This is a genomic window from Pseudomonas sp. JL27(2026), assembly GCF_056933555.1.
In genome coordinates, this window is the sequence record NZ_CM167794.1 from 1730223 (window position 1) to 1748235 (window position 18013).

Here is an 18013-nt window from a genome sequence, read left to right on the forward strand (position 1 = left end):
ATATCGCCATAAAACGAGCACTTGCGATTGTTTCGCAGGTGCCATGCGCGGCATTGAAGGTTTTACCCAGAAGCTGCGCAATCGCTTGATACAGCTTGCCGGGCACTGTGACGAACAAGAGGGGAGACGATGAAGGCAGTTATTTTGGCGGGTGGCCTGGGGACGCGGATCAGCGAGGAGTCGCACCTCAAGCCCAAGCCGATGATCGAGATCGGCGGCAAGCCAATTCTCTGGCACATCATGAAGCAGTATTCCGCCCACGGCATTCACGATTTCGTGATCTGCCTGGGGTACAAGGGCTACGCGATCAAGGACTTCTTCGCCAACTACTTCCTGCACACCTCCGACGTCACCTTCGACATGTGCAACAACCGCATGGACGTTCACCAGAACTACAGCGAGCCGTGGCGCGTGACCCTGATCGACACCGGTGAAGAAACCATGACCGGTGGCCGACTTCGCCGTGCCAGCCGCTATCTCGAAGGTGAACAAGCGTTCTGCTTTACCTATGGCGATGGCGTGTCCGACCTCAATATCGGTGCCCTGGTCGACTTCCACCTGTCCCACGGCAAACTCGCCACGGTGACCGCCGTACAGCCGCCCGGCCGGTATGGCGCGCTGGAGCGTGACGGCGATCGGGTGCGCGGCTTCGTTGAAAAACCACGCGGTGACGGTGGCTGGATCAATGGCGGTTTTTTCGTCTTGTCGCCCAAGGTTCTGCCCTACATCGACAATGACGAAATCTCCTGGGAATCCGAGCCCCTTGCTCAATTGTCCAGCGAAGAACAATTGATGGCGTTCCAGCACGACGGCTTCTGGCATCCGATGGACACCCTGCGCGACAAAAACCACCTCGAAGCCCTGTGGCAAAGCGGGGAGGCCCCATGGAAGCAATGGGACTGAGCACCGAGTTCTGGCGCGGCAAACGGGTCCTGCTCACCGGTCATACCGGTTTCAAGGGCAGTTGGCTGACGCTGTGGCTGCAAAGCCTGGGCGCCAAGGTCAGCGGTTTTTCCCTGGACCCCTCGACCGAGCCGAGCCTGTTTGAGCTGGCGCGCGTCGGCGAAGGTATCAACGACCAGCGTGGTGATTTGCGAGACCTGGGCGCGTTGCTGGAACTGATCGCCGATACCCAGCCAGAGATTGTCCTGCACCTGGCCGCGCAACCCTTGGTGCGTGAAGGCTACCGTGACCCGCTCGGCACCTATTCAAGCAACGTCATGGGTACCCTGAACCTGCTTGAAGCGATTCGGCAGGTGGGTGGCGTGCGTGCGTGCGTGTTGGTCACCACCGACAAGGTCTACGCCAATCAGGAATGGCTGTGGCCCTACCGCGAGAATGAGGCCCTGGGCGGTCACGACCCTTACAGCAGCAGCAAGGCCTGCTGCGAGTTGCTGGCTCAGTCATACGCCGCATCGTTTTTCCCGGCAGAGCGCTACGCCGAGCATGGCCTGGCAATGGCCACTGCGCGGGCCGGCAACGTGCTGGGCGGCGGTGATTTTGCTCCTGATCGCTTGATCCCGGACGTGCTCAAGGCCTGGTCCGCCGATGAGCCGGTGACCCTGCGCTACCCGCAAGCGGTTCGCCCGTGGCAGCACGCGCTGGAGCCGCTGGCCGGTTATCTGCAACTGGCGGCTGGCCTGTACGAGCACGGCCCCGAGTTTGCCGGTGCGTGGAACTTCGGCCCGAGCGAAGCCGACATGTGCAGCGTCGGCGAGGTGGTCGAGTTGCTCGCCAGTCGCTGGCCGCAAGCGCGTGGATTGCGCATCGAACCAAGTGATCTGCATGAAGCAGGCCTGTTGCGCCTGGACAGCAGTCGTGCCCGCCAACTGTTGGCCTGGCAACCACGCTGGACGTTGCAGCAGTGCCTGACCCAGACCCTCGATTGGCACCTGGCCTGGCAAAACGGCGACGACATGCGGGCCGTCACGTTGGGCCAGTTGAACCTGTACCGAGGCGCGCTGTGAGCGAGTTCCTGTTGAAAGCGTTGCCCCTGGACGGTCTGTTCAGTGTGCAGCACAAGCGCTTTGAAGATCAGCGCGGGCACTTCGCCCGGCTGTTCTGCGAAGGCAGCCTGAGTGCCTTTGGCCAGCCGTTTCACATTCGTCAGATCAACCATTCCTGCACCCGCGAGCGCGGCAGTGTGCGCGGCCTGCATTATCAGAATGCGGCGCAGCCGGAAGCCAAGTTGATCACCTGCCTGCGCGGTGAGGTCTGGGACGTGGCAGTGGACCTTCGGCCTGATTCCGCGACCTTCCTGCATTGGCACGCCGAACACCTGCGCGCGGGCGATGGTCGCGGCCTGCTGATTCCGGCCGGGTTTGCCCATGGCTTCCAGACGCTGACCGACGACGCCGAGTTGCTCTACCTGCACAGCGCCGACTACATGCCTGAGCATGAGGGCGGTGTGTCGGTGAATGATCCACGGCTGGCGATCCGTTGGCCGTTGCCTGTCAATAATCTGTCGGCTCGGGATGCCAGTCATCCCTTGCTCGATGAACATTTCGCCGGAGTGCGTCTATGAACTGCCGTGGTTGCGCAACGCCTCTGGTCTTGCCGCTGATCGACCTGGGCACCTCACCGCCGTCCAACGCCTACCTGCGTGCTGATCAGCTTGAACAAGCGGAGCAATGGGTGCCGCTCAAGGTGGCCGTGTGTCAGGAGTGCTGGTTGGTACAGACCGAAGACTACACACGCGCCGACAGCCTGTTCGACGCCGATTACGCCTATTTCAGTTCGTTCTCCAGCACCTGGCTGAGCCATGCCGAGCGGTATGTGGCGGACATGGCCGACCGCTTTGAGCTGAGCACGAACAGCCGCGTGGTAGAAATCGCGGCCAACGACGGTTACCTGTTGCAGTACGTGGCCAAGCGCGGCATTCCGTGCCTGGGCGTCGAGCCGACCCGTAGCACCGCGCAGGCGGCCCGGGAAAAAGGCCTGGAGATCCGCGAGCTGTTCTTCGGCCGTGAAACCGCTTTGCAGTTGTGCGGCGATGGCTGGGCCGCTGACCTGATGGCGGCCAACAACGTGCTGGCGCATGTGCCGGACATCAACGATTTCCTCTGCGGGTTTGCCACACTGCTCAAGCCCACAGGCGTGGCAACCTTCGAGTTTCCGCAACTGTTGACGCTGATGGCCGGGCAACAGTTCGATACGCTGTATCACGAGCATTATTCCTACCTGTCGTTGACCGCTGTGCAGCGGCTATGCGAACGCAACGGGCTGGAAGTGTTCGACGTCAGCCAACTGTCGACCCACGGCGGTTCGCTGCGGGTGTTCGTCCAGCGTGCCGATGGGCAGCGTCGGGCCACGACCGCCGCCGTGCAGCTACAGTTGCAGGCCGAACTGGACGCCGGGGTGAAAACCCCCGAGTACTACGCAACCCTGGCTCCGGCCGCCGAGCGCGTGAAGCACGAATTGCTGCGTTTTCTGTTGCAGGCCAAGGCTGACGGCAAGCGCGTGGTCGGTTATGGCGCTGCCGCCAAGGGCAATACCTTGCTCAACTACGCCGGGGTCAAACCGGACTTGCTGGCCTGGGTCGCCGACGCCAACCCGCACAAGCAGGGCAAGTTCCTGCCGGGCAGTCGCATTCCGGTGGTTGCCCCGCAGCAATTGGCGGTCGAGAAGCCGGATTACGTGCTGGTGCTGCCGTGGAACCTGTTGCACGAAGTCAGCGAGCAATTGGCCCAGGTCCGCGAGTGGGGCGCGCGCTTTGTGATCGCGGTGCCTGAGCTGACAATCATATGAGCAGCCTGACGGTCCTGGTGACGGGGGCGACCGGGTTTGTCGGTCGTCATCTGGTCAGTGCATTACTGGCGCGTGGTCATCGCGTGCGCGCTGTAGCGCGCAGTGCCGAGACGGCGCAGCGCATGCCGTGGATCGATGCCGTGGAGTTTGTCGCGACCGATATCCACTCGGCCGATCTGGATGTGAATGCCCTGACCGAAGGGGTGGATGTGCTTGCTCATCTGGCCTGGCCCGGCCTGCCGAACTATCAGGGGTTGTTTCACTTCGAGCACAACCTGTTTGCCGATTACACGTTTATCAAGCACGCGGTCGAGGCCGGTGTCGGCCAGGTGCTGGTGACCGGTACGTGCTTTGAGTACGGCCTGCAAAGTGGCCCGCTGAGCGAACAGACTCCGGCGTGTCCGACCAACCCTTACGGTTTGGCCAAGCAAACGTTGCGCCTGTTCCTGGAGGCGTTGCAGCGCGAGCGCCCGTTCGTTCTGCAATGGTCCCGGCTGTTTTACCTGCATGGCGAAGGGCAGAACCCCAACAGTCTGCTGGCCAGCCTTGAGCGGGCCATCAATGCCGGTGACCGGACGTTCAACATGTCGGCAGGCGATCAACTGCGTGATTACCTGCCCATCGAAACGGCCGCCGGATACCTGGCCAGAATCATCGAGCATCGCGACTTCAACGCGGTGATCAATTGTTGCAGCGGCCAGCCGATATCCGTCAGGGCGCTGGTGGAAAATCGCCTGCGTGAGCGCTCGGCGTCGATCGAACTCAACCTTGGCCATTATGGTTACTCGGTCCATGAACCCATGGCGTTCTGGGGCGTGGCCGAACGGTTGCAACAGCTACTGGGAGCTGAACATGGGGCGTGAGTTATACCGAGCCAACCACTTGCCGGTGTTGCAGAACCGCACGTTTGCCGATGCGGCCAGCGCGCAGGCGTCGGCCAGTGCCGACATCGTGCTGGTGCAGGATGAGGTCAGCGGGCTGGTCTTCAATCAGGCCTTTGATGCCGACAAATTGAGCTACGACAGCGACTACCAGAATGAGCAGGCGCATTCGGTGCAGTTCAAGCAGCACTTGAGTGATGTCGAAGGCATCATCTCTCGGCACTTCAAGGGGCAGAACCTGATTGAAGTCGGCTGCGGCAAGGGCTACTTCCTCGAAATGCTCAGTGGTCTGGGCTATACGATCACCGGCATTGACCCGGCGTATGAGGGCGAGCGCACCGACGTGATCAAGGCGCCGTTCACCCGTGGATTGGGCCTGGCCGCCGACGCCATCGTGCTGCGTCATGTGCTGGAGCACATTGGCGACCCGGTGGCGTTTTTGCGCGAAATCGCTGACGCCAATCAGGGCGGCAACATTTACATCGAAGTACCGTGCTTCGACTGGATCGTCGATCACCGCGCCTGGTTCGACGTGTTCTATGAACACGTCAATTACTTCCGCCTGGATGACTTGCGACGCCTGTTCGGCACGGTCCATGAGGCCGGGCACCTGTTCGGTGGCCAATACCTGTACATCGTTGCCGACCTGGCGACCTTGCGCCTGACGCCTGCAGAGCCGGTCCCGCCACTGGAGATGCCTGCCAATTTCATGGGCAGCATCGAGCGGGCCGTGCAGATCATCCAGGCCGCACCGCAGCAGGGATCGGCCATCTGGGGTGCGTCTTCCAAAGGCGTGATCTATTCGTTGTTCCTGCAACGTGCGGGTGTGACGGTTGATCAGGTGGTGGACATCAACCCGGCCAAGCAGGGGCGTTATCTCCCCCTGAGCGGCGCCCGGGTATCGTCGCCGCAAGAGGCGCGGGACGCGCTGCCTGACGGTGCCAACCTGTTTGTGATGAATTCCAATTACCTTGAAGAAATCAAGCGCATGACCGATGGGCGTTACGTCTATCACGCCGTCGACAGCGCTGAGTTCTACTGACTTTTAGTGAGACCACAAAAAATGACCAACACTGTAATGCAAGCCTTCGACACCGAGTGCCAGGCTGAAATCGTTGCCCAGGGCCAGGACGAAAAACTCAAGGGCCTGGCCCGCGATTTCTTCAATGAATCGGCCAAGCACAAGTACACCTATCACTTCTCCTGGATGGGCCGGCCGATCATTCAGCTGCCTCAGGACATGATGGCCATGCAGGAAATCATCTGGCAGGTCAAACCTGACCTGGTGATCGAATGCGGTATCGCCCACGGCGGTTCGATTCTTTACTACGCATCCTTGCTTGAGCTGCAAGGCCACGGCGAAGTGCTGGGCATCGACCGCGACATTCGCCCGCACAACCGCGAGGCCATTGAAAGCCACCCGATGTTCAAGCGCGTCAGCATGATCGAAGGGTCGAGCCTGGACCCTGCGGTGGTCGAGCAAGTCCGGGCCGCGGCGGCCGGCAAGAAAGTCATCCTGGTGCTGGATTCCAACCACACCCACGACCACGTCCTCGAAGAGCTGCGTCTGTACGGCCCGCTGGTGTCCGTCGACAGCTACTGCGTGGTGATGGACACCGTGGTGGAAGACATGCCCTCGGAGTTTTTCCCGGATCGCCCATGGGGCCCTGGCGACAATCCGAAAACTGCGGTCTGGGCATACCTGGAAGAGAATCGCGACTTTGAGATCGACTACCAGATGCAAAACAAACTGCTGATTACCGTCGCGCCGGATGGCTACCTGCGTCGCGTTCGCTAAGCAACATTTTCATCGTTGGATCAATTGGGCAATTCGTCGGTTGTGGGGAAAGTCATGCAAGGCAATTTCGGTTCTGAACACGCGTTACCACTGAGTGAGCGCCTCACGATAGTGTTGATTTCCCACAATCGACCGGCCTTTTTGCGCAGGGCGTTGCAGTATTACAGCGCTCACCCTTACAGGATTCTGGTGCTGGACTCTTCCGCCGCGCCGTTGGGCGAGTTTACCGAAGGGCAGGCGCTCGTTGATTATCGTCACGTCCCGCAGTACTCCTATCACGGTTTCCAGGCGAAGCTGGGGTTCGGTGCCGAACAAGTGACCACGCCTTACATGGTGTTCGCCTCCGACGATGACTTCCTGCTGCACAGTGCACTGTCCGGGTCGGTAGGCTTCCTTGAGGCCAACGCCGATTATGGCCTGTGTCATGGTTACTGCCTGATGTACCTGGCTCACGCCACCTACGTGCAGTATTACCGTCGCGACAAGAAGGTCTGCGAGGATTACGCCAGCGAGCGTGCCCAGGACCGTGTGCTGGACTTCATGGGCCAGTACATCCCGCCGTTCTATGCCGTGACCCGCACGAACCTGGTTAAAGACTGGTATGCAGTGCTGCCGCCAGGCACCCGTTTCGAATGGCAGGAAATCGGCCAGACCTATTACCTGCTGGCGCGTGCCAAAGCGCGGATTCTGCCTGCGCCTTACGTGGTGCGAGAGGTCAACTACGGTCACTCGGATCACAATTCCGAAGTCCTCAGCGTCCTGGGCCTGCAGGATGCTCGCTCGGTGGCCGACCGTGAGCATTTCGCCGGATTCCTGGCGTCGCTGCCCACCGGTATCGACGACCTGGATGCCGAGCAGACGCAGCAGTTGGCCCTGCAAAGTTTCATCGCCATGAAAGACTGCCTGATGGGCAGGAAGTCGCTGACCATCGAGCCGATTTTCGAGTCGTACTGGACCGACCCTGCGGCCGGACCACAACGTGTATTCGGCCCTCGGCAGTACGTCGAAATGCCGTTTTACAACAGCACTTTCTTTGATCAATTGACCGAGATTGAATTCTTGCTGCATGCCATGCCCGCCGGGCGCTTGCAGCTTGAGGAAATGGAAGGCGCATTGTTCAAGCAGCAAGAGTTGCTGCGCACTTATCCCAACGATTCCGACGAGACCATTCACGACCGGTTGCAGGCAGGGGTAGAGGCCGGGGCCTTTGATCGTCGTGTGTTGCAGAAACTGGCGCTGCACCTGACGCAAATGGGCGAAAAAACCCAGGCCGAGGTGATCACGGCGTGGGTCGAGCGTCTGGACAGCGTGCCTCTGTATGACCGTCGCCAGTTGTTCGATGGCATGCCGACGGGGCGTTTGTACAATTGGCTGCAAGCCCGCCAGCCAAACGAGACGGCGGTACGCAAGATCAATCAACACCTGGCCGCCAACGACGGTGGGCCGCAGTTCGGTATCTTGCTGTTGGACCTGAACGCCAGCATGGACAAGTTGCAGGTGACGTTCGATAGCCTGCTCAGCAGCGCGTTCCGGGCATTCAAAGTGGTGGTCTTCACCACGGGCGACCTGCCGTCGGTCACCACAGAACAAAACACCCTGCATTTCGTCAAGGTCAGCGAAAGCAATTACGTCGATAAGCTTAACCAGATTGTCCGTCAATCGACGTCGGACTGGCTGATGCTGGCCGAGGCGGGCGACGAGTTCACCGCCGCAGGCTTCTTGCGCGCCAGCCTGGAGTTGCAGGGCGCCGAAGGGTGTCGTGCGGTGGCGGTGGATGAGATTCAGCGCCGGGACGGCGGCTCGCTGGTCGATGTGTTCCGCCCGGCCTTCAACCTTGACCTGCTGCAAAGTTTGCCGGCGCTCACTGCGCGGCACTGGCTGGTACGCCGTGAAGTGCTGGTGGAGGCCGGGGGCTATTCCCGCGAGTTCAACACCGCACTGGAATTCGACCTGTTGCTGCGCCTGATCGAAACCGGTGGCCTGGCCGGCCTGGCTCACCTGGCCGAACCGTTGCTGATCACCCGCGAGCCGGCGCTGGTCGACAACGAACACGAGCGCCAAACCCTGGTGCGTCACCTGGCGACCCGTGGTTATCAGGCCTTGGTCAGTTGCGAAGAGCCGGGTCGCTACCGGATCGACTATCGCCATGCCAATCGTCCGAAGGTCTCGATCATCGTTGCAAGCCAGGACAACCTGCCCGAGTTGCAGCGTTGCGTGGTCAGCGTCTTGCAGCGCACCCGTTATCAGAACAACGAAATCCTGATTGCCGACAATCACAGTCAGTCGGCTGAATTGCTCACCTGGCTTGAGAGCCTTGAGCAGGGCGGGCGCAACCGCGTTCGCGTGATCAGGGTCGAGCAGCGTTTGAGTACCTCGGCATTGCTTAACCTGGCGAGCCGCCAGGCGCAAGGCGAATACCTGGTGTTCCTGGCGGCCGACGCTGAAGTGGTCAACGCCAACTGGGTCGAGGTCTTGCTCAATCAGGCGCAGCGTCCGGAAGTCGGTGTGGTCGGCGCCAAACTGCTGGCGCGCGATGGCAGCGTGAGCGGCGCAGGCCTGATTCTGGGGCTCAACGGTGAAGTCGGTTCGCCCTTCGTGGGCGAGAAAAAAGACGCCGCCGGTTACATGCAGCGCCTGAAGGTCGAGCAGAACTATTCGGCGGTATCCGGCGCTTGCCTGATGATCCGCAAGGAAGTTTTCGACGCCCTGGAAGGTCTGGACGAAGAGCATTTCGCTGAGGCCTTTGCCGATGTCGACCTGTGCCTGAAAGTTGCCGAAGCCGGTTTGCTGACCGTGTGGACGCCGCAAGCACAGATAGCGCATCCGGGCACTGTGCCGAACAACCCGCAAGCCGCTGCGGCACTGCGCGACAAGTGGCATGCACGCATGGAACACGACGTCGCTTACAACCAGAACCTGGCCCTGACCGGCAAGGGCTTTACCCTCAGTGACGCATCCGGTGTGAACTGGGCGCAGTTGCTTGCATAAACCTGGCGGACAGGTAAAAGGACTCACGACATGTGCAAACACACATTGATGTTCAAGGGTGCATTGGCGTGCAGGGTGGATGGGTATCACGTCGAGTCAGGGTCATGACGCCGTACCGGATTCCCTACGGCCGACAGAACATTGACCAGACCGACATCGATGCGGTCATGCAAGTGCTCACGTCGCCGTGGCTGACGCAAGGCCCGACCATCGAGCGTTTCGAAAAGGCCCTGGCCGATCACTGTGAAGCCGAACACGCGGTGGCGGTGTGTAACGCCACTGCGGCGTTGCACATTGCTTGCGTCGCGGCGGGCTTGGGCGCGGGCGATCGACTGTGGACGACGCCCAACACGTTTGTTGCGTCTGCCAATTGCGGTCGGTATTGCGGGGCCGAGGTCGATTTCGTCGACATCGACCCGCACACCCTGAACCTTGACGCGCGTTTGTTGGCACAAAAACTCGAAGTGGCCCGGCGCACCGGAAAACTGCCCAAGGTCGTGGTCGCAGTGGCGTTCTCGGGGCAGAGTTGCGACATGCGCATGATGGCGCAACTGGCTGAGCAGTATGACTTCACCCTGATCGAGGACGCCTCCCATGCCGTGGGGGCGTCGTACCTGGGGCGGCCGGTGGGTTGTGGTCAGTACGCGGCCATGACGATTTTCAGCTTTCACCCGGTCAAGATCATTACCACCGCCGAGGGTGGCATGGTGCTGACTAACCGGGCGGAGCTGGCCGAACGGCTCAGACGGTTGCGCAGCCACGGCATCACTGGTGATCCGGCGCAGATGAACGTACCGGACCATGGCCTGTGGTACTACCAGCAACTGGAGCTGGGTTTCAATTACCGCATGACTGATCTGCACGCGGCGTTGGGGTTGTCGCAAATGGCCAGGCTGGAGGCCTTCGTCGCCCGGCGGCGGCAACTGGCGGCCCGTTATGACCGCTTGCTGGCGGGGCTTGCCGTCACGCTGCCAAGCGTCCAGCCAGGGGCCGAATCTGCTTGGCATCTGTATGTGGTGCGCTTGCAGCTTGAGCACATCACGCTCAGTCAACGCGATGTGTTCGACGCGTTGAGGGACGCCGGGCTGGGCGTGAACCTGCATTACATTCCTGTGCACCTGCAGCCCTATTACCAGGCGCTGGGCTTCAAGGAAGGTGACTTTCCAGAGGCGGAGCGTTACTTCTCTCACGCCTTGAGTTTGCCGCTGTACCCTGACTTGACCGACGATCAGCAAGACGAAGTGGTGGACATCCTGAGGCGGATACTGGGTTGAACGATCAACAGCGTTGCCTGGCCGGGAGCTGTGCCCGAAGCCCCTTGAGTGCCGCGTGTGCCCTGGTGTTGACGCGATGAGCTGTGTGGCGATTATCCCGGCGCGCGGGGGCAGCAAGCGTATCCCCCGCAAGAACCTCAAGCTGTTCGACGGCGAGCCGATGATTGCCCGTTCGATTCGCACTGCGCTGCGCTCGGGGTTGTTCGATCAGGTATTGGTCAGCACGGATGATCCGCAAATTGCCGAACTGGCCCGTGCCTGTGGCGCTCAGGTGCCCTTCATGCGTCCCGCGGCCCTGGCCGATGACTTTACCGGGACGGCGGCGGTGATCGTCCACGCCCTGGACGCCTTGCAGGCGCGGGGTCAACACTTTGATTTTGCCTGCTGTATTTACGCGACGGCGCCGTTGCTGCAAACGCGGTATCTGCATCAGGGCTTGGAGTTGCTGGAGCGACACCCGAACAAGTCGTTTGCCTTTTCGGTGTGCGGGTTTGGTTTTCCGGTGCAGCGCGCCTTGACCCTTGACGGGGAGGGCGCACTGAGTGCGCTGTATCCGGAGTTTCGCGAAACCCGTTCCCAGGACCTGCCGGAGGCGTATCAGGATGCCGGGCAGTTTTATTGGGGGCGGACCGCCGCCTGGCAGCGCGGCGAAGCGATGTATTCGCCGTGCAGCCTGCCGGTGATTCTGCCGCGACACCTGGTGCAGGACATCGACAGCGAAGAAGACTGGACCCGCGCCGAGTACCTGTACGCGGCCTTGAAGGCTGGCGGGGAACTTGAGTCGTGAGAGTGCTGATTCGTGCCGATGCCAGCGCGACTATCGGCAGTGGGCATGTCGCACGCTGCCTGACGCTGGCCCATCAGTTGCGTGGCCAGGGTGCCTGTGTCGCATTTGCCTGCCGCCAACTGCCTGGCAATCGTCTGGAGTCTTTGCAGGCTGAGGGCTTTGAGGTGTTCGCACTGCCTCAAGCCTATCCAGGTGAGCAATCGGAACTGGGCATCGAGGCGCTGTTGCCGTGGCAGGCCGATATCGCCGCGCTGGATGGGTTGCTGAAGGGCAGGGCTGATTTTGACTGGATCATCGTTGACCATTACGGCCTCGATCATCAATGGCAAACCGCTGCTCGCTGCTGGGCTCGGCGGATTGCCGCCATCGATGACCTGGCCAACCGCCGGCACGCCGTGGAATTGCTGCTGGACCAGAACCTCACGGGCACGCAGCAGGCGTATGAAGCGCTGACCGATGAGCGGTGCGAGCGCCTGCTCGGTCCGCACTTTGCGTTGTTGCGTGACGAGTTCCACCGCGAGCCGCTGGAAATCAGGTCGAAGGTTCACAGGGTGTTGGTGAATTTCGGCGGTTTTGATGCCGCCGGGCAAATCCACAAGGCCATGCTGGCGCTGGATGATTTCGATGGGCTGGAAGTCGACTTTGTCGCGGGGCTCGATAATCCCGCCTGGGCGCAGATGCAGGCACTGGTTGCCCATCGTCCGCACTGGCGGCTGCACCGTTATGTCAGCGATTTTGCCCGGCTTATGGTGGAGGCTGATGTATTCATCGGCGCGGGTGGCGGTACCAGTTGGGAGCGTGCGGCGCTGGGTTTGCCAACCCTGTGTATTAGCGTGGCCGCCAACCAGCGGGCCAATGCCGAGTTGCTGGCCGCCATGGGCGCGCAGATTTACCTGGGTGCCCATGAAGACGTGGACATCGAACAGCTGCGTCAGGCGATGGGTCTCATGATCGCCAATGAAGACTTGCGCCAGAGTCTGGCCCGCCGCTCTCGCGAACTGGTCGATGGTCGCGGCGCCGAACGGGTGGCCGAGGCATTATTTTTTCAGTGCGCCGGCAATCAGCAAAACGCCTGCGAGTTCACACCTGTATTGAAGGGTTCGTGCAATGACTAGCTTCATGATTGGCTCACGTCGGATCGGTGCCGATGCGCCGCCGTTCATCATTGCCGAAATGAGCGGCAACCATAACCAGTCGCTGGCCGTGGCGCTGCAGATCGTCGAAGCCGCCGCCAAGGCTGGTGCTCACGCCTTGAAGTTGCAGACCTATACCGCCGACACCATGACCCTGGACCTCGATGAGGGTGCCTTCTTCATCAAGGACCCGAACAGCCTCTGGGCAGGCTCCTCGCTGTACGCGCTGTATGAAAAGGCTCATACGCCCTGGGAATGGCATGCGCCTATTTTTGCCCGGGCCGCCGAGCTGGGCATGCTGGCTTTTTCGACGCCGTTCGATGAGACGGCGGTGGACTTCCTCGAAAGCCTGAGCGTGCCGGCCTATAAGATCGCCAGTTTTGAAAACACCGATTTACCGCTGATCCGCCGCGTGGCCGCCACCGGTAAACCGCTGATTATTTCCACCGGCATGGCCAGCATCGCCGAGCTGGATGAAACCGTTCGCGCCGCCCGCGAGGCTGGCTGCAAGGACCTGGTGTTGCTCAAGTGCACCAGCACTTATCCGGCAACACCCGCCAACAGCAATGTGCGGACCATCCCTCATTTGCGTGAATTGTTCGGCTGCGAGGTGGGGTTGTCCGATCACTCCATGGGGGTAGGGGTATCCGTGGCAGCGGTGGCATTGGGGGCGACGGTGGTGGAGAAACACTTCACCTTGGACCGTGCGGCCGGTGGTGTGGATGCCAGTTTCTCCCTCGAACCTGCGGAACTGGCCAGCCTGGTGGTGGAAACCGAACGAGCCTGGCAGGCCATGGGGCAGGTGAGTTACGGCGCCACTCAGGCTGAACAAAAATCCCTGATGTACCGGCGTTCGCTCTACGTCACCCAGGACATGGCGGCCGGTGATGCCTTCACCGTGGATAATCTGCGGGCCATTCGGCCTGGCCTTGGGTTGGCTCCGAAACACGCCGAGGCGATTCTCGGTCGTCATGCGCGCCAGGCCCTCAAACGCGGCACGCCGCTGGATTGGTCCCTGGTCCAATAGCGGCTTGTGTGGCTGATTCGGTAAATTAGAGTGACCTGCGAGTCATAACGCGCATCTTCACTGTATTGTATAAATCGGGAAGATGGCGCCTGGCTTCTAATTGACCCAGTGATGGCCTTTTATTCTTCTCGTACTTTGCCCTTCTCGGGCGAATAACTACTCTGTTTGTCGGCGCCCCTCGACGCGTGTAAGCGGGGTATTCAGCTGTTTATTATTGGGAAGCCGTAATGATTGGCATAAAAAGCATTGCGAGCTACGTTCCTGTAGCCGGCGTGGACAATTACGCACAAGGTGCAAAATTCGAAAAGGATGAAGAGTTCATCCTGGGCAAGATCGGTTCCGCTTTCCTGCCGCGCAAAGACGCCACTCAGGAAACCTCGGACCTGTGTGTCGAAGCGGCCAATGCGCTGTTCGCCAAAAATCCTGAGCTCAAGCGTGAAGCCATCGACGTACTGATCGTCGTGACTCAGAACGGCGACGAAGAAGGTTTGCCGCACACGGCTGCAATCGTTCAGGACAAACTCGGTTTGCCAACCACCGTGGCAGCCTTTGATATTTCCCTGGGCTGCTCCGGCTACGTTTACGGCATCTATGCGATCAAGGGTTTCATGGAAGCTGCCGGTTTGAAGAACGGCCTGCTGGTCACTGCCGACCCGTACTCGAAGATCGTTGACCCGGAAGACCGCAACACCACCATGCTTTTCGGCGATGCGGCGACGGCCACCTGGATGGGTGAAGACGCACCATGGCAGTTGGGCAAGGCCAAGTTCGGCACTGACGGTTCCGGTGCACCGCACCTGAAAGTCAGCGATGGCGTGTTCTTCATGAACGGTCGTCAGGTGTTCAACTTTGCCCTGTTGAAAGTGCCGGCGCATTTGCACGAGCTGCTCGGCGACTCTGGCCTGCAAGCCAGCGACATTGATGCCTTCTGCATTCACCAGGGCAGTGCCGCGATTGTCGATGCGGTGGCACGGCGTTTTGAAGGTGACCCGGACAAGTTCATCAAGGACATGGTCGAGACCGGTAACACGGTGTCTTCCAGTATTCCGTTGCTGCTGGAAAAACACGTACTCGACACCAGTTGGAAGCGCGTAGCGCTCAGCGGTTTTGGTGTGGGTCTGTCGTGGGGGTCGGCGATTATCTATCGTCCATAACCTTTACGTGCGGCACAAAAAAGCGTTCAAGGTGTAACCTTGAACGCTATTTTTTTGCCTGAACGATGAGCGAGGCAGCATGAGCGACAGCATTGAACACAATGCGAAGGTGATACAGCGCCGCTGGCCTGCCCTGTATACGCGGTTGATGGCAGAAGACAGCAGCGCGTTGCGCGCCGAACTGGTCGAGGGCTTGGGTTCGACGCTCAGCATCGACGGCATTCAGCTCACCAGTCGCCATGACCGTACACGCGAGGCTCGGCTTCAGGCGGCCAGTCTGCCTTCAGGTGAGGCGGTTGTGCATCTCTATGGGGCCGGGCTGGGCGATTTGCAGGTTGCTGTGCTGGAGCGTCCGGGGCTTGAGCGGGTTTACGTCCATATTCTCAATGGCGCGGTTTTCGCGCTGGTGCTGCAACTGCTTGATCAGACTGCCTGGCTGGACGATCCACGGGTGGAGTTGTTGTACGCCGCCGATCTACCAGAAATCCAGTTGCCTTTTTTTGCCCTGCCGTCGGAGTTGGTGTTGGCCGATGATTTCAATGCCAGGATTCGGGATCGGTTGATCAGCGAAACCCATCTGGCTTTCAATAATCGCGAGTTCAACCCCGACGAGCCGGAGATTGCCGAGCGTCTCGCCGCCAGTACCGAGTTGGTGCGCAACGATGCCGATGTGGCGCAACTGTTCGCAACGCAGATCGGACAGGAGGTGTTCGTCATCGCAACGGGGCCGAGCCTGGAAAAACACTTCGATAATTTGCGAGTCATTGCCGGGCAGGTACCGCGTCCACTGTTCATTTGTGTCGATACCGCTTATCGCCCCCTGCGTGACCATGGCATCAAGCCGGATCTGGTGGTCAGTATCGACCAGCGCATCAGTGAGCGGCATTTGCCTGCGCAAGGCAGTGAAGGTATTCGGTTGGTGTACATGCCGCTGGTTGACCCGCAATTGCTGGCGGCCTGGCAGGGCACCCGGTATGTCGGCTACTCCGCCAGCCCGATCTATGTGCGCATGCGCGAACAACTGCCCAAGTCGTCGTTGTATGTCGGCGGTAGCGTCATTCACCCGGCAGTCGACCTGGCGGTGAAAATGGGCGCGGACCGGGTCACCCTGTTTGGTGCGGACTTCGCCTTCCCCATGAACAAGACCCATGCCGGTTGGCAGGATGGCGACCTGGGGCCGCAGTTGGGTGTGGCCAGGCACTGGGTGCTGGATGGTTATGGTCAGCGCGTCAAGACACAGCTGAACTTTCGCAGTTACCTGTGTGAGCTGGAGCGCTACATCGCCGGGCACCCGCAGGTGCGTTTCTTTAATACCAGTCGCGCGGGCGCCATGATTGCTGGTGCGACCTTTCATCCGGGGCTCACGCCATGAATCATGTTCAAGCGTTTGTCATTCGCTCGCGTGAATGCGCGGGCCTGTTCCGGCTCGGGCGCGATGTCGAGGCCGGGTTGGTGATGGTCGAGTTGTTTGGCGAGCTTGACTTGCAGTTGGGTGCGGGGGCTCAAGCGTGCCGCGAGCAGTGGACGTCGATGCTGGTGGCGATGCTCGACTGCCAGGAGCGGCAGAACTGGCTGGGCCTGGCCGATTATCTTGAATATGAGTTGGTCGAGTTGCTGGAGGCCGGGCGCAACGCCTGAGGCTTTCTTTTCAATGCCGGTACAAACGTGCCTTCCTACCCCGTTACCGGCATTTCCATGACATCATTTTTTAATCCTTACACCGGTTAGGCCCTTGATTCATTGGGGGTGGCAGTGTGATGGCAAAAAAATTTCAAAATCCCCTAAAGCAAGTTGCATTGCCGACGATAACTATTACGAAGGTTCTCTAGGCCATACCCGGCGGTTGCCAGGGCCGGAAGCCGCAGTACCCAACCAACGAGGAATTCGTCATGGCTTTAACAGTAAACACTAACGTTACATCGCTGGGTGTTCAGAAGAACCTGAACCGCGCATCCGACGCTCTGTCGACTTCGATGACTCGTCTGTCTTCCGGTCTGAAAATCAACAGCGCTAAAGACGACGCTGCCGGCCTGCAGATCGCTACTCGTATGACTTCGCAAATCCGTGGTCAGACCATGGCTATCAAAAACGCCAACGACGGTGTTTCGATCGCTCAGACCGCTGAAGGCGCTCTGCAAGAATCGACCAACATCCTGCAGCGTATGCGTGAAATCGCACTGCAATCGCGAAACGATTCGAACGGTACTGCTGACCGTACCGCTCTGGATAAAGAGTTCATTCAGTCGACCGCTGAACTGACTCGTATCGCTCAGTCGACCAACCTGAACGGTAAGGCTCTGATCGACGGTACTGCTGGTGCGATGCAGTTCCAGGTAGGTTCGAACACCTCTGCCGACAACCAGATCACTCTGACCCTGTCGACCAGCTTCGACGCCAGCGCCCTGGGCATGACCGGCACCAGCATTTCCGGTACTAGTAACGCCGCTGCCCACACTAACGTTGATGCCGCTGTCTCGGCTATCGACGTTGCACTGGCAAACATCAACGCCACTCGCGCTGACCTGGGTGCTGCTCAAAACCGTTTCTCCAGCACCATCTCCAACCTGGAAAACATCAACCAGAACGCTGAAGCTGCACGTAGCCGCGTACAAGATACCGACTTCGCTGCTGAAACTGCACAGCTGACCAAGCAACAAACTCTGCAACAAGCTTCCACCGCAGTTCTGGCCCAGGCCAACCAACTGCCGTCCGCTGTACTGAAACTGCTTCAGTAATAGCTGACTAAGCTGTAGCGGAAGAGTGCGCCTGTCGCACTCTTCCGTTTTTTTTCATTAAGAGGTGATGGACATGGATATGAGCGTGAAGCTGAACTTGTCTTATCCAGCTGCCAAGCCGGCAACGCCTGTTGCTGATAAGCCAGTGGAAAAGCCTCGAGCGGACGCTGCGCTGACCGTGGCAGCGACTGTCAAGGATGATCGTAAAAGCCAACAGACTGAACAGGACAAGCTGAAAATGGCGGTCCAGGAAATTGAAAAATTTGTTCAGTCGGTCAAGCGTAACCTGGAGTTCTCGATCGATGAGCCCTCTGGTCAAGTAGTGGTCAAAGTGATTGCCAGTGACTCGGGTGAGGTGGTTCGCCAAATCCCCAATGAAGAAGTCCTGAAACTGGCAAACAGTTTGAATGATGCAAGCAGCCTGTTGTTCAGCGCGAAAGTCTGACAGCTGGCACGAATATTGTTGCTATGTTCTTTTGGGCTTTGTAG

At 59.8% G+C, this 18013-nt stretch carries 16 protein-coding genes and 1 pseudogene; all 17 read left to right on the forward strand.

Annotated elements, in window-relative coordinates; genetic code table 11:
* Positions 1-129 precede the first annotated feature (129 nt).
* The gene (gene rfbF / locus AC1Z1G_RS07750; protein WP_483626186.1) at positions 130-903 is read left to right on the forward strand and encodes a glucose-1-phosphate cytidylyltransferase; all 774 of its coding nucleotides are present in this window, start codon (positions 130-132) and stop codon (positions 901-903) included.
* Positions 885-1967: a CDP-glucose 4,6-dehydratase gene (gene rfbG / locus AC1Z1G_RS07755; protein WP_483626187.1), complete on the forward strand. Its 1083-nt coding sequence runs from the start codon at positions 885-887 to the stop codon at positions 1965-1967. Before rfbF ends, rfbG begins: the two co-directional genes overlap by 19 nt.
* Positions 1964-2524 carry a dTDP-4-dehydrorhamnose 3,5-epimerase family protein gene (locus AC1Z1G_RS07760; RefSeq protein ID WP_483626188.1) on the forward strand — a complete coding sequence of 187 codons (561 nt, stop codon included), beginning with the start codon at positions 1964-1966 and terminating at the stop codon, positions 2522-2524. The genes rfbG and AC1Z1G_RS07760 overlap by 4 nt, the downstream gene beginning before the upstream one ends.
* The gene (locus tag AC1Z1G_RS07765; RefSeq protein WP_483626189.1) at positions 2521-3747 is read left to right on the forward strand and encodes a methyltransferase domain-containing protein; all 1227 of its coding nucleotides are present in this window, start codon (positions 2521-2523) and stop codon (positions 3745-3747) included. Before AC1Z1G_RS07760 ends, AC1Z1G_RS07765 begins: the two co-directional genes overlap by 4 nt.
* A 5-nt stretch (positions 3748-3752) precedes the next feature.
* On the forward strand, positions 3753-4610 hold the full coding sequence (locus AC1Z1G_RS07770) for an NAD-dependent epimerase/dehydratase family protein (RefSeq protein WP_483627780.1): 858 nt from the start codon (positions 3753-3755) through the stop codon (positions 4608-4610).
* Positions 4600-5670, forward strand: coding sequence for a class I SAM-dependent methyltransferase (locus AC1Z1G_RS07775; protein ID WP_483626190.1), 1071 nt, complete (start codon positions 4600-4602; stop codon positions 5668-5670). The genes AC1Z1G_RS07770 and AC1Z1G_RS07775 overlap by 11 nt, the downstream gene beginning before the upstream one ends.
* A gap of 21 nt (positions 5671-5691) precedes the next feature.
* Positions 5692-6426 (forward strand): cephalosporin hydroxylase family protein, encoded by a 735-nt coding sequence (locus AC1Z1G_RS07780; RefSeq protein ID WP_483626191.1) that lies wholly within the window; start codon positions 5692-5694, stop codon positions 6424-6426.
* A 54-nt stretch (positions 6427-6480) separates the two neighbouring features.
* Positions 6481-9414, forward strand: a complete 2934-nt coding sequence (locus AC1Z1G_RS07785; protein ID WP_483626193.1) for a TIGR00180 family glycosyltransferase — start codon at positions 6481-6483, stop codon at positions 9412-9414.
* Between the two features lie 104 nt (positions 9415-9518).
* Positions 9519-10688, forward strand: a complete 1170-nt coding sequence (gene pseC / locus AC1Z1G_RS07790; RefSeq protein WP_483626194.1) for a UDP-4-amino-4,6-dideoxy-N-acetyl-beta-L-altrosamine transaminase — start codon at positions 9519-9521, stop codon at positions 10686-10688.
* Between the two features lie 76 nt (positions 10689-10764).
* Positions 10765-11475 (forward strand): pseudaminic acid cytidylyltransferase, encoded by a 711-nt coding sequence (gene pseF / locus AC1Z1G_RS07795; protein ID WP_483626196.1) that lies wholly within the window; start codon positions 10765-10767, stop codon positions 11473-11475.
* A pseudogene (gene pseG / locus AC1Z1G_RS07800) lies at positions 11472-12515 on the forward strand (UDP-2,4-diacetamido-2,4,6-trideoxy-beta-L-altropyranose hydrolase); the annotation flags it as partial. The gene pseF and the pseudogene pseG, both read left to right, overlap by 4 nt.
* A gap of 67 nt (positions 12516-12582) precedes the next feature.
* Positions 12583-13635 (forward strand): pseudaminic acid synthase, encoded by a 1053-nt coding sequence (gene pseI / locus AC1Z1G_RS07805; RefSeq protein ID WP_483626197.1) that lies wholly within the window; start codon positions 12583-12585, stop codon positions 13633-13635.
* Between the two features lie 227 nt (positions 13636-13862).
* On the forward strand, positions 13863-14789 hold the full coding sequence (locus AC1Z1G_RS07810; RefSeq protein ID WP_483626199.1) for a ketoacyl-ACP synthase III: 927 nt from the start codon (positions 13863-13865) through the stop codon (positions 14787-14789).
* Between the two features lie 79 nt (positions 14790-14868).
* Positions 14869-16161, forward strand: coding sequence for a motility associated factor glycosyltransferase family protein (locus AC1Z1G_RS07815; protein WP_483626200.1), 1293 nt, complete (start codon positions 14869-14871; stop codon positions 16159-16161).
* Entirely contained in the window at positions 16158-16427 is a 270-nt protein-coding gene (locus tag AC1Z1G_RS07820; RefSeq protein WP_483626202.1) for a hypothetical protein, read from the forward strand. Before AC1Z1G_RS07815 ends, AC1Z1G_RS07820 begins: the two co-directional genes overlap by 4 nt.
* Before the next feature lie 251 nt (positions 16428-16678).
* Entirely contained in the window at positions 16679-17524 is an 846-nt protein-coding gene (locus AC1Z1G_RS07825; RefSeq protein WP_483626203.1) for a flagellin domain-containing protein, read from the forward strand.
* 73 nt (positions 17525-17597) lie between these two features.
* Entirely contained in the window at positions 17598-17969 is a 372-nt protein-coding gene (locus tag AC1Z1G_RS07830; RefSeq protein WP_483626205.1) for a flagellar protein FlaG, read from the forward strand.
* The last annotated feature ends 44 nt before the right edge of the window (positions 17970-18013 follow it).

Coding starts and splice junctions, on each gene's coding strand:
- rfbF (WP_483626186.1), top strand. CDS start 130: ATGAAGGCAGTTATTTTGGCGGGTGGCCTGGGGACGCGGATCAGCGAG.
- rfbG (WP_483626187.1), top strand. CDS start 885: ATGGAAGCAATGGGACTGAGCACCGAGTTCTGGCGCGGCAAACGGGTC.
- AC1Z1G_RS07765 (WP_483626189.1), top strand. CDS start 2,521: ATGAACTGCCGTGGTTGCGCAACGCCTCTGGTCTTGCCGCTGATCGAC.
- AC1Z1G_RS07775 (WP_483626190.1), top strand. CDS start 4,600: ATGGGGCGTGAGTTATACCGAGCCAACCACTTGCCGGTGTTGCAGAAC.
- AC1Z1G_RS07780 (WP_483626191.1), top strand. CDS start 5,692: ATGACCAACACTGTAATGCAAGCCTTCGACACCGAGTGCCAGGCTGAA.
- AC1Z1G_RS07785 (WP_483626193.1), top strand. CDS start 6,481: ATGCAAGGCAATTTCGGTTCTGAACACGCGTTACCACTGAGTGAGCGC.
- pseC (WP_483626194.1), top strand. CDS start 9,519: ATGACGCCGTACCGGATTCCCTACGGCCGACAGAACATTGACCAGACC.
- pseF (WP_483626196.1), top strand. CDS start 10,765: ATGAGCTGTGTGGCGATTATCCCGGCGCGCGGGGGCAGCAAGCGTATC.
- pseI (WP_483626197.1), top strand. CDS start 12,583: ATGACTAGCTTCATGATTGGCTCACGTCGGATCGGTGCCGATGCGCCG.
- AC1Z1G_RS07810 (WP_483626199.1), top strand. CDS start 13,863: ATGATTGGCATAAAAAGCATTGCGAGCTACGTTCCTGTAGCCGGCGTG.
- AC1Z1G_RS07815 (WP_483626200.1), top strand. CDS start 14,869: ATGAGCGACAGCATTGAACACAATGCGAAGGTGATACAGCGCCGCTGG.
- AC1Z1G_RS07820 (WP_483626202.1), top strand. CDS start 16,158: ATGAATCATGTTCAAGCGTTTGTCATTCGCTCGCGTGAATGCGCGGGC.
- AC1Z1G_RS07825 (WP_483626203.1), top strand. CDS start 16,679: ATGGCTTTAACAGTAAACACTAACGTTACATCGCTGGGTGTTCAGAAG.
- AC1Z1G_RS07830 (WP_483626205.1), top strand. CDS start 17,598: ATGGATATGAGCGTGAAGCTGAACTTGTCTTATCCAGCTGCCAAGCCG.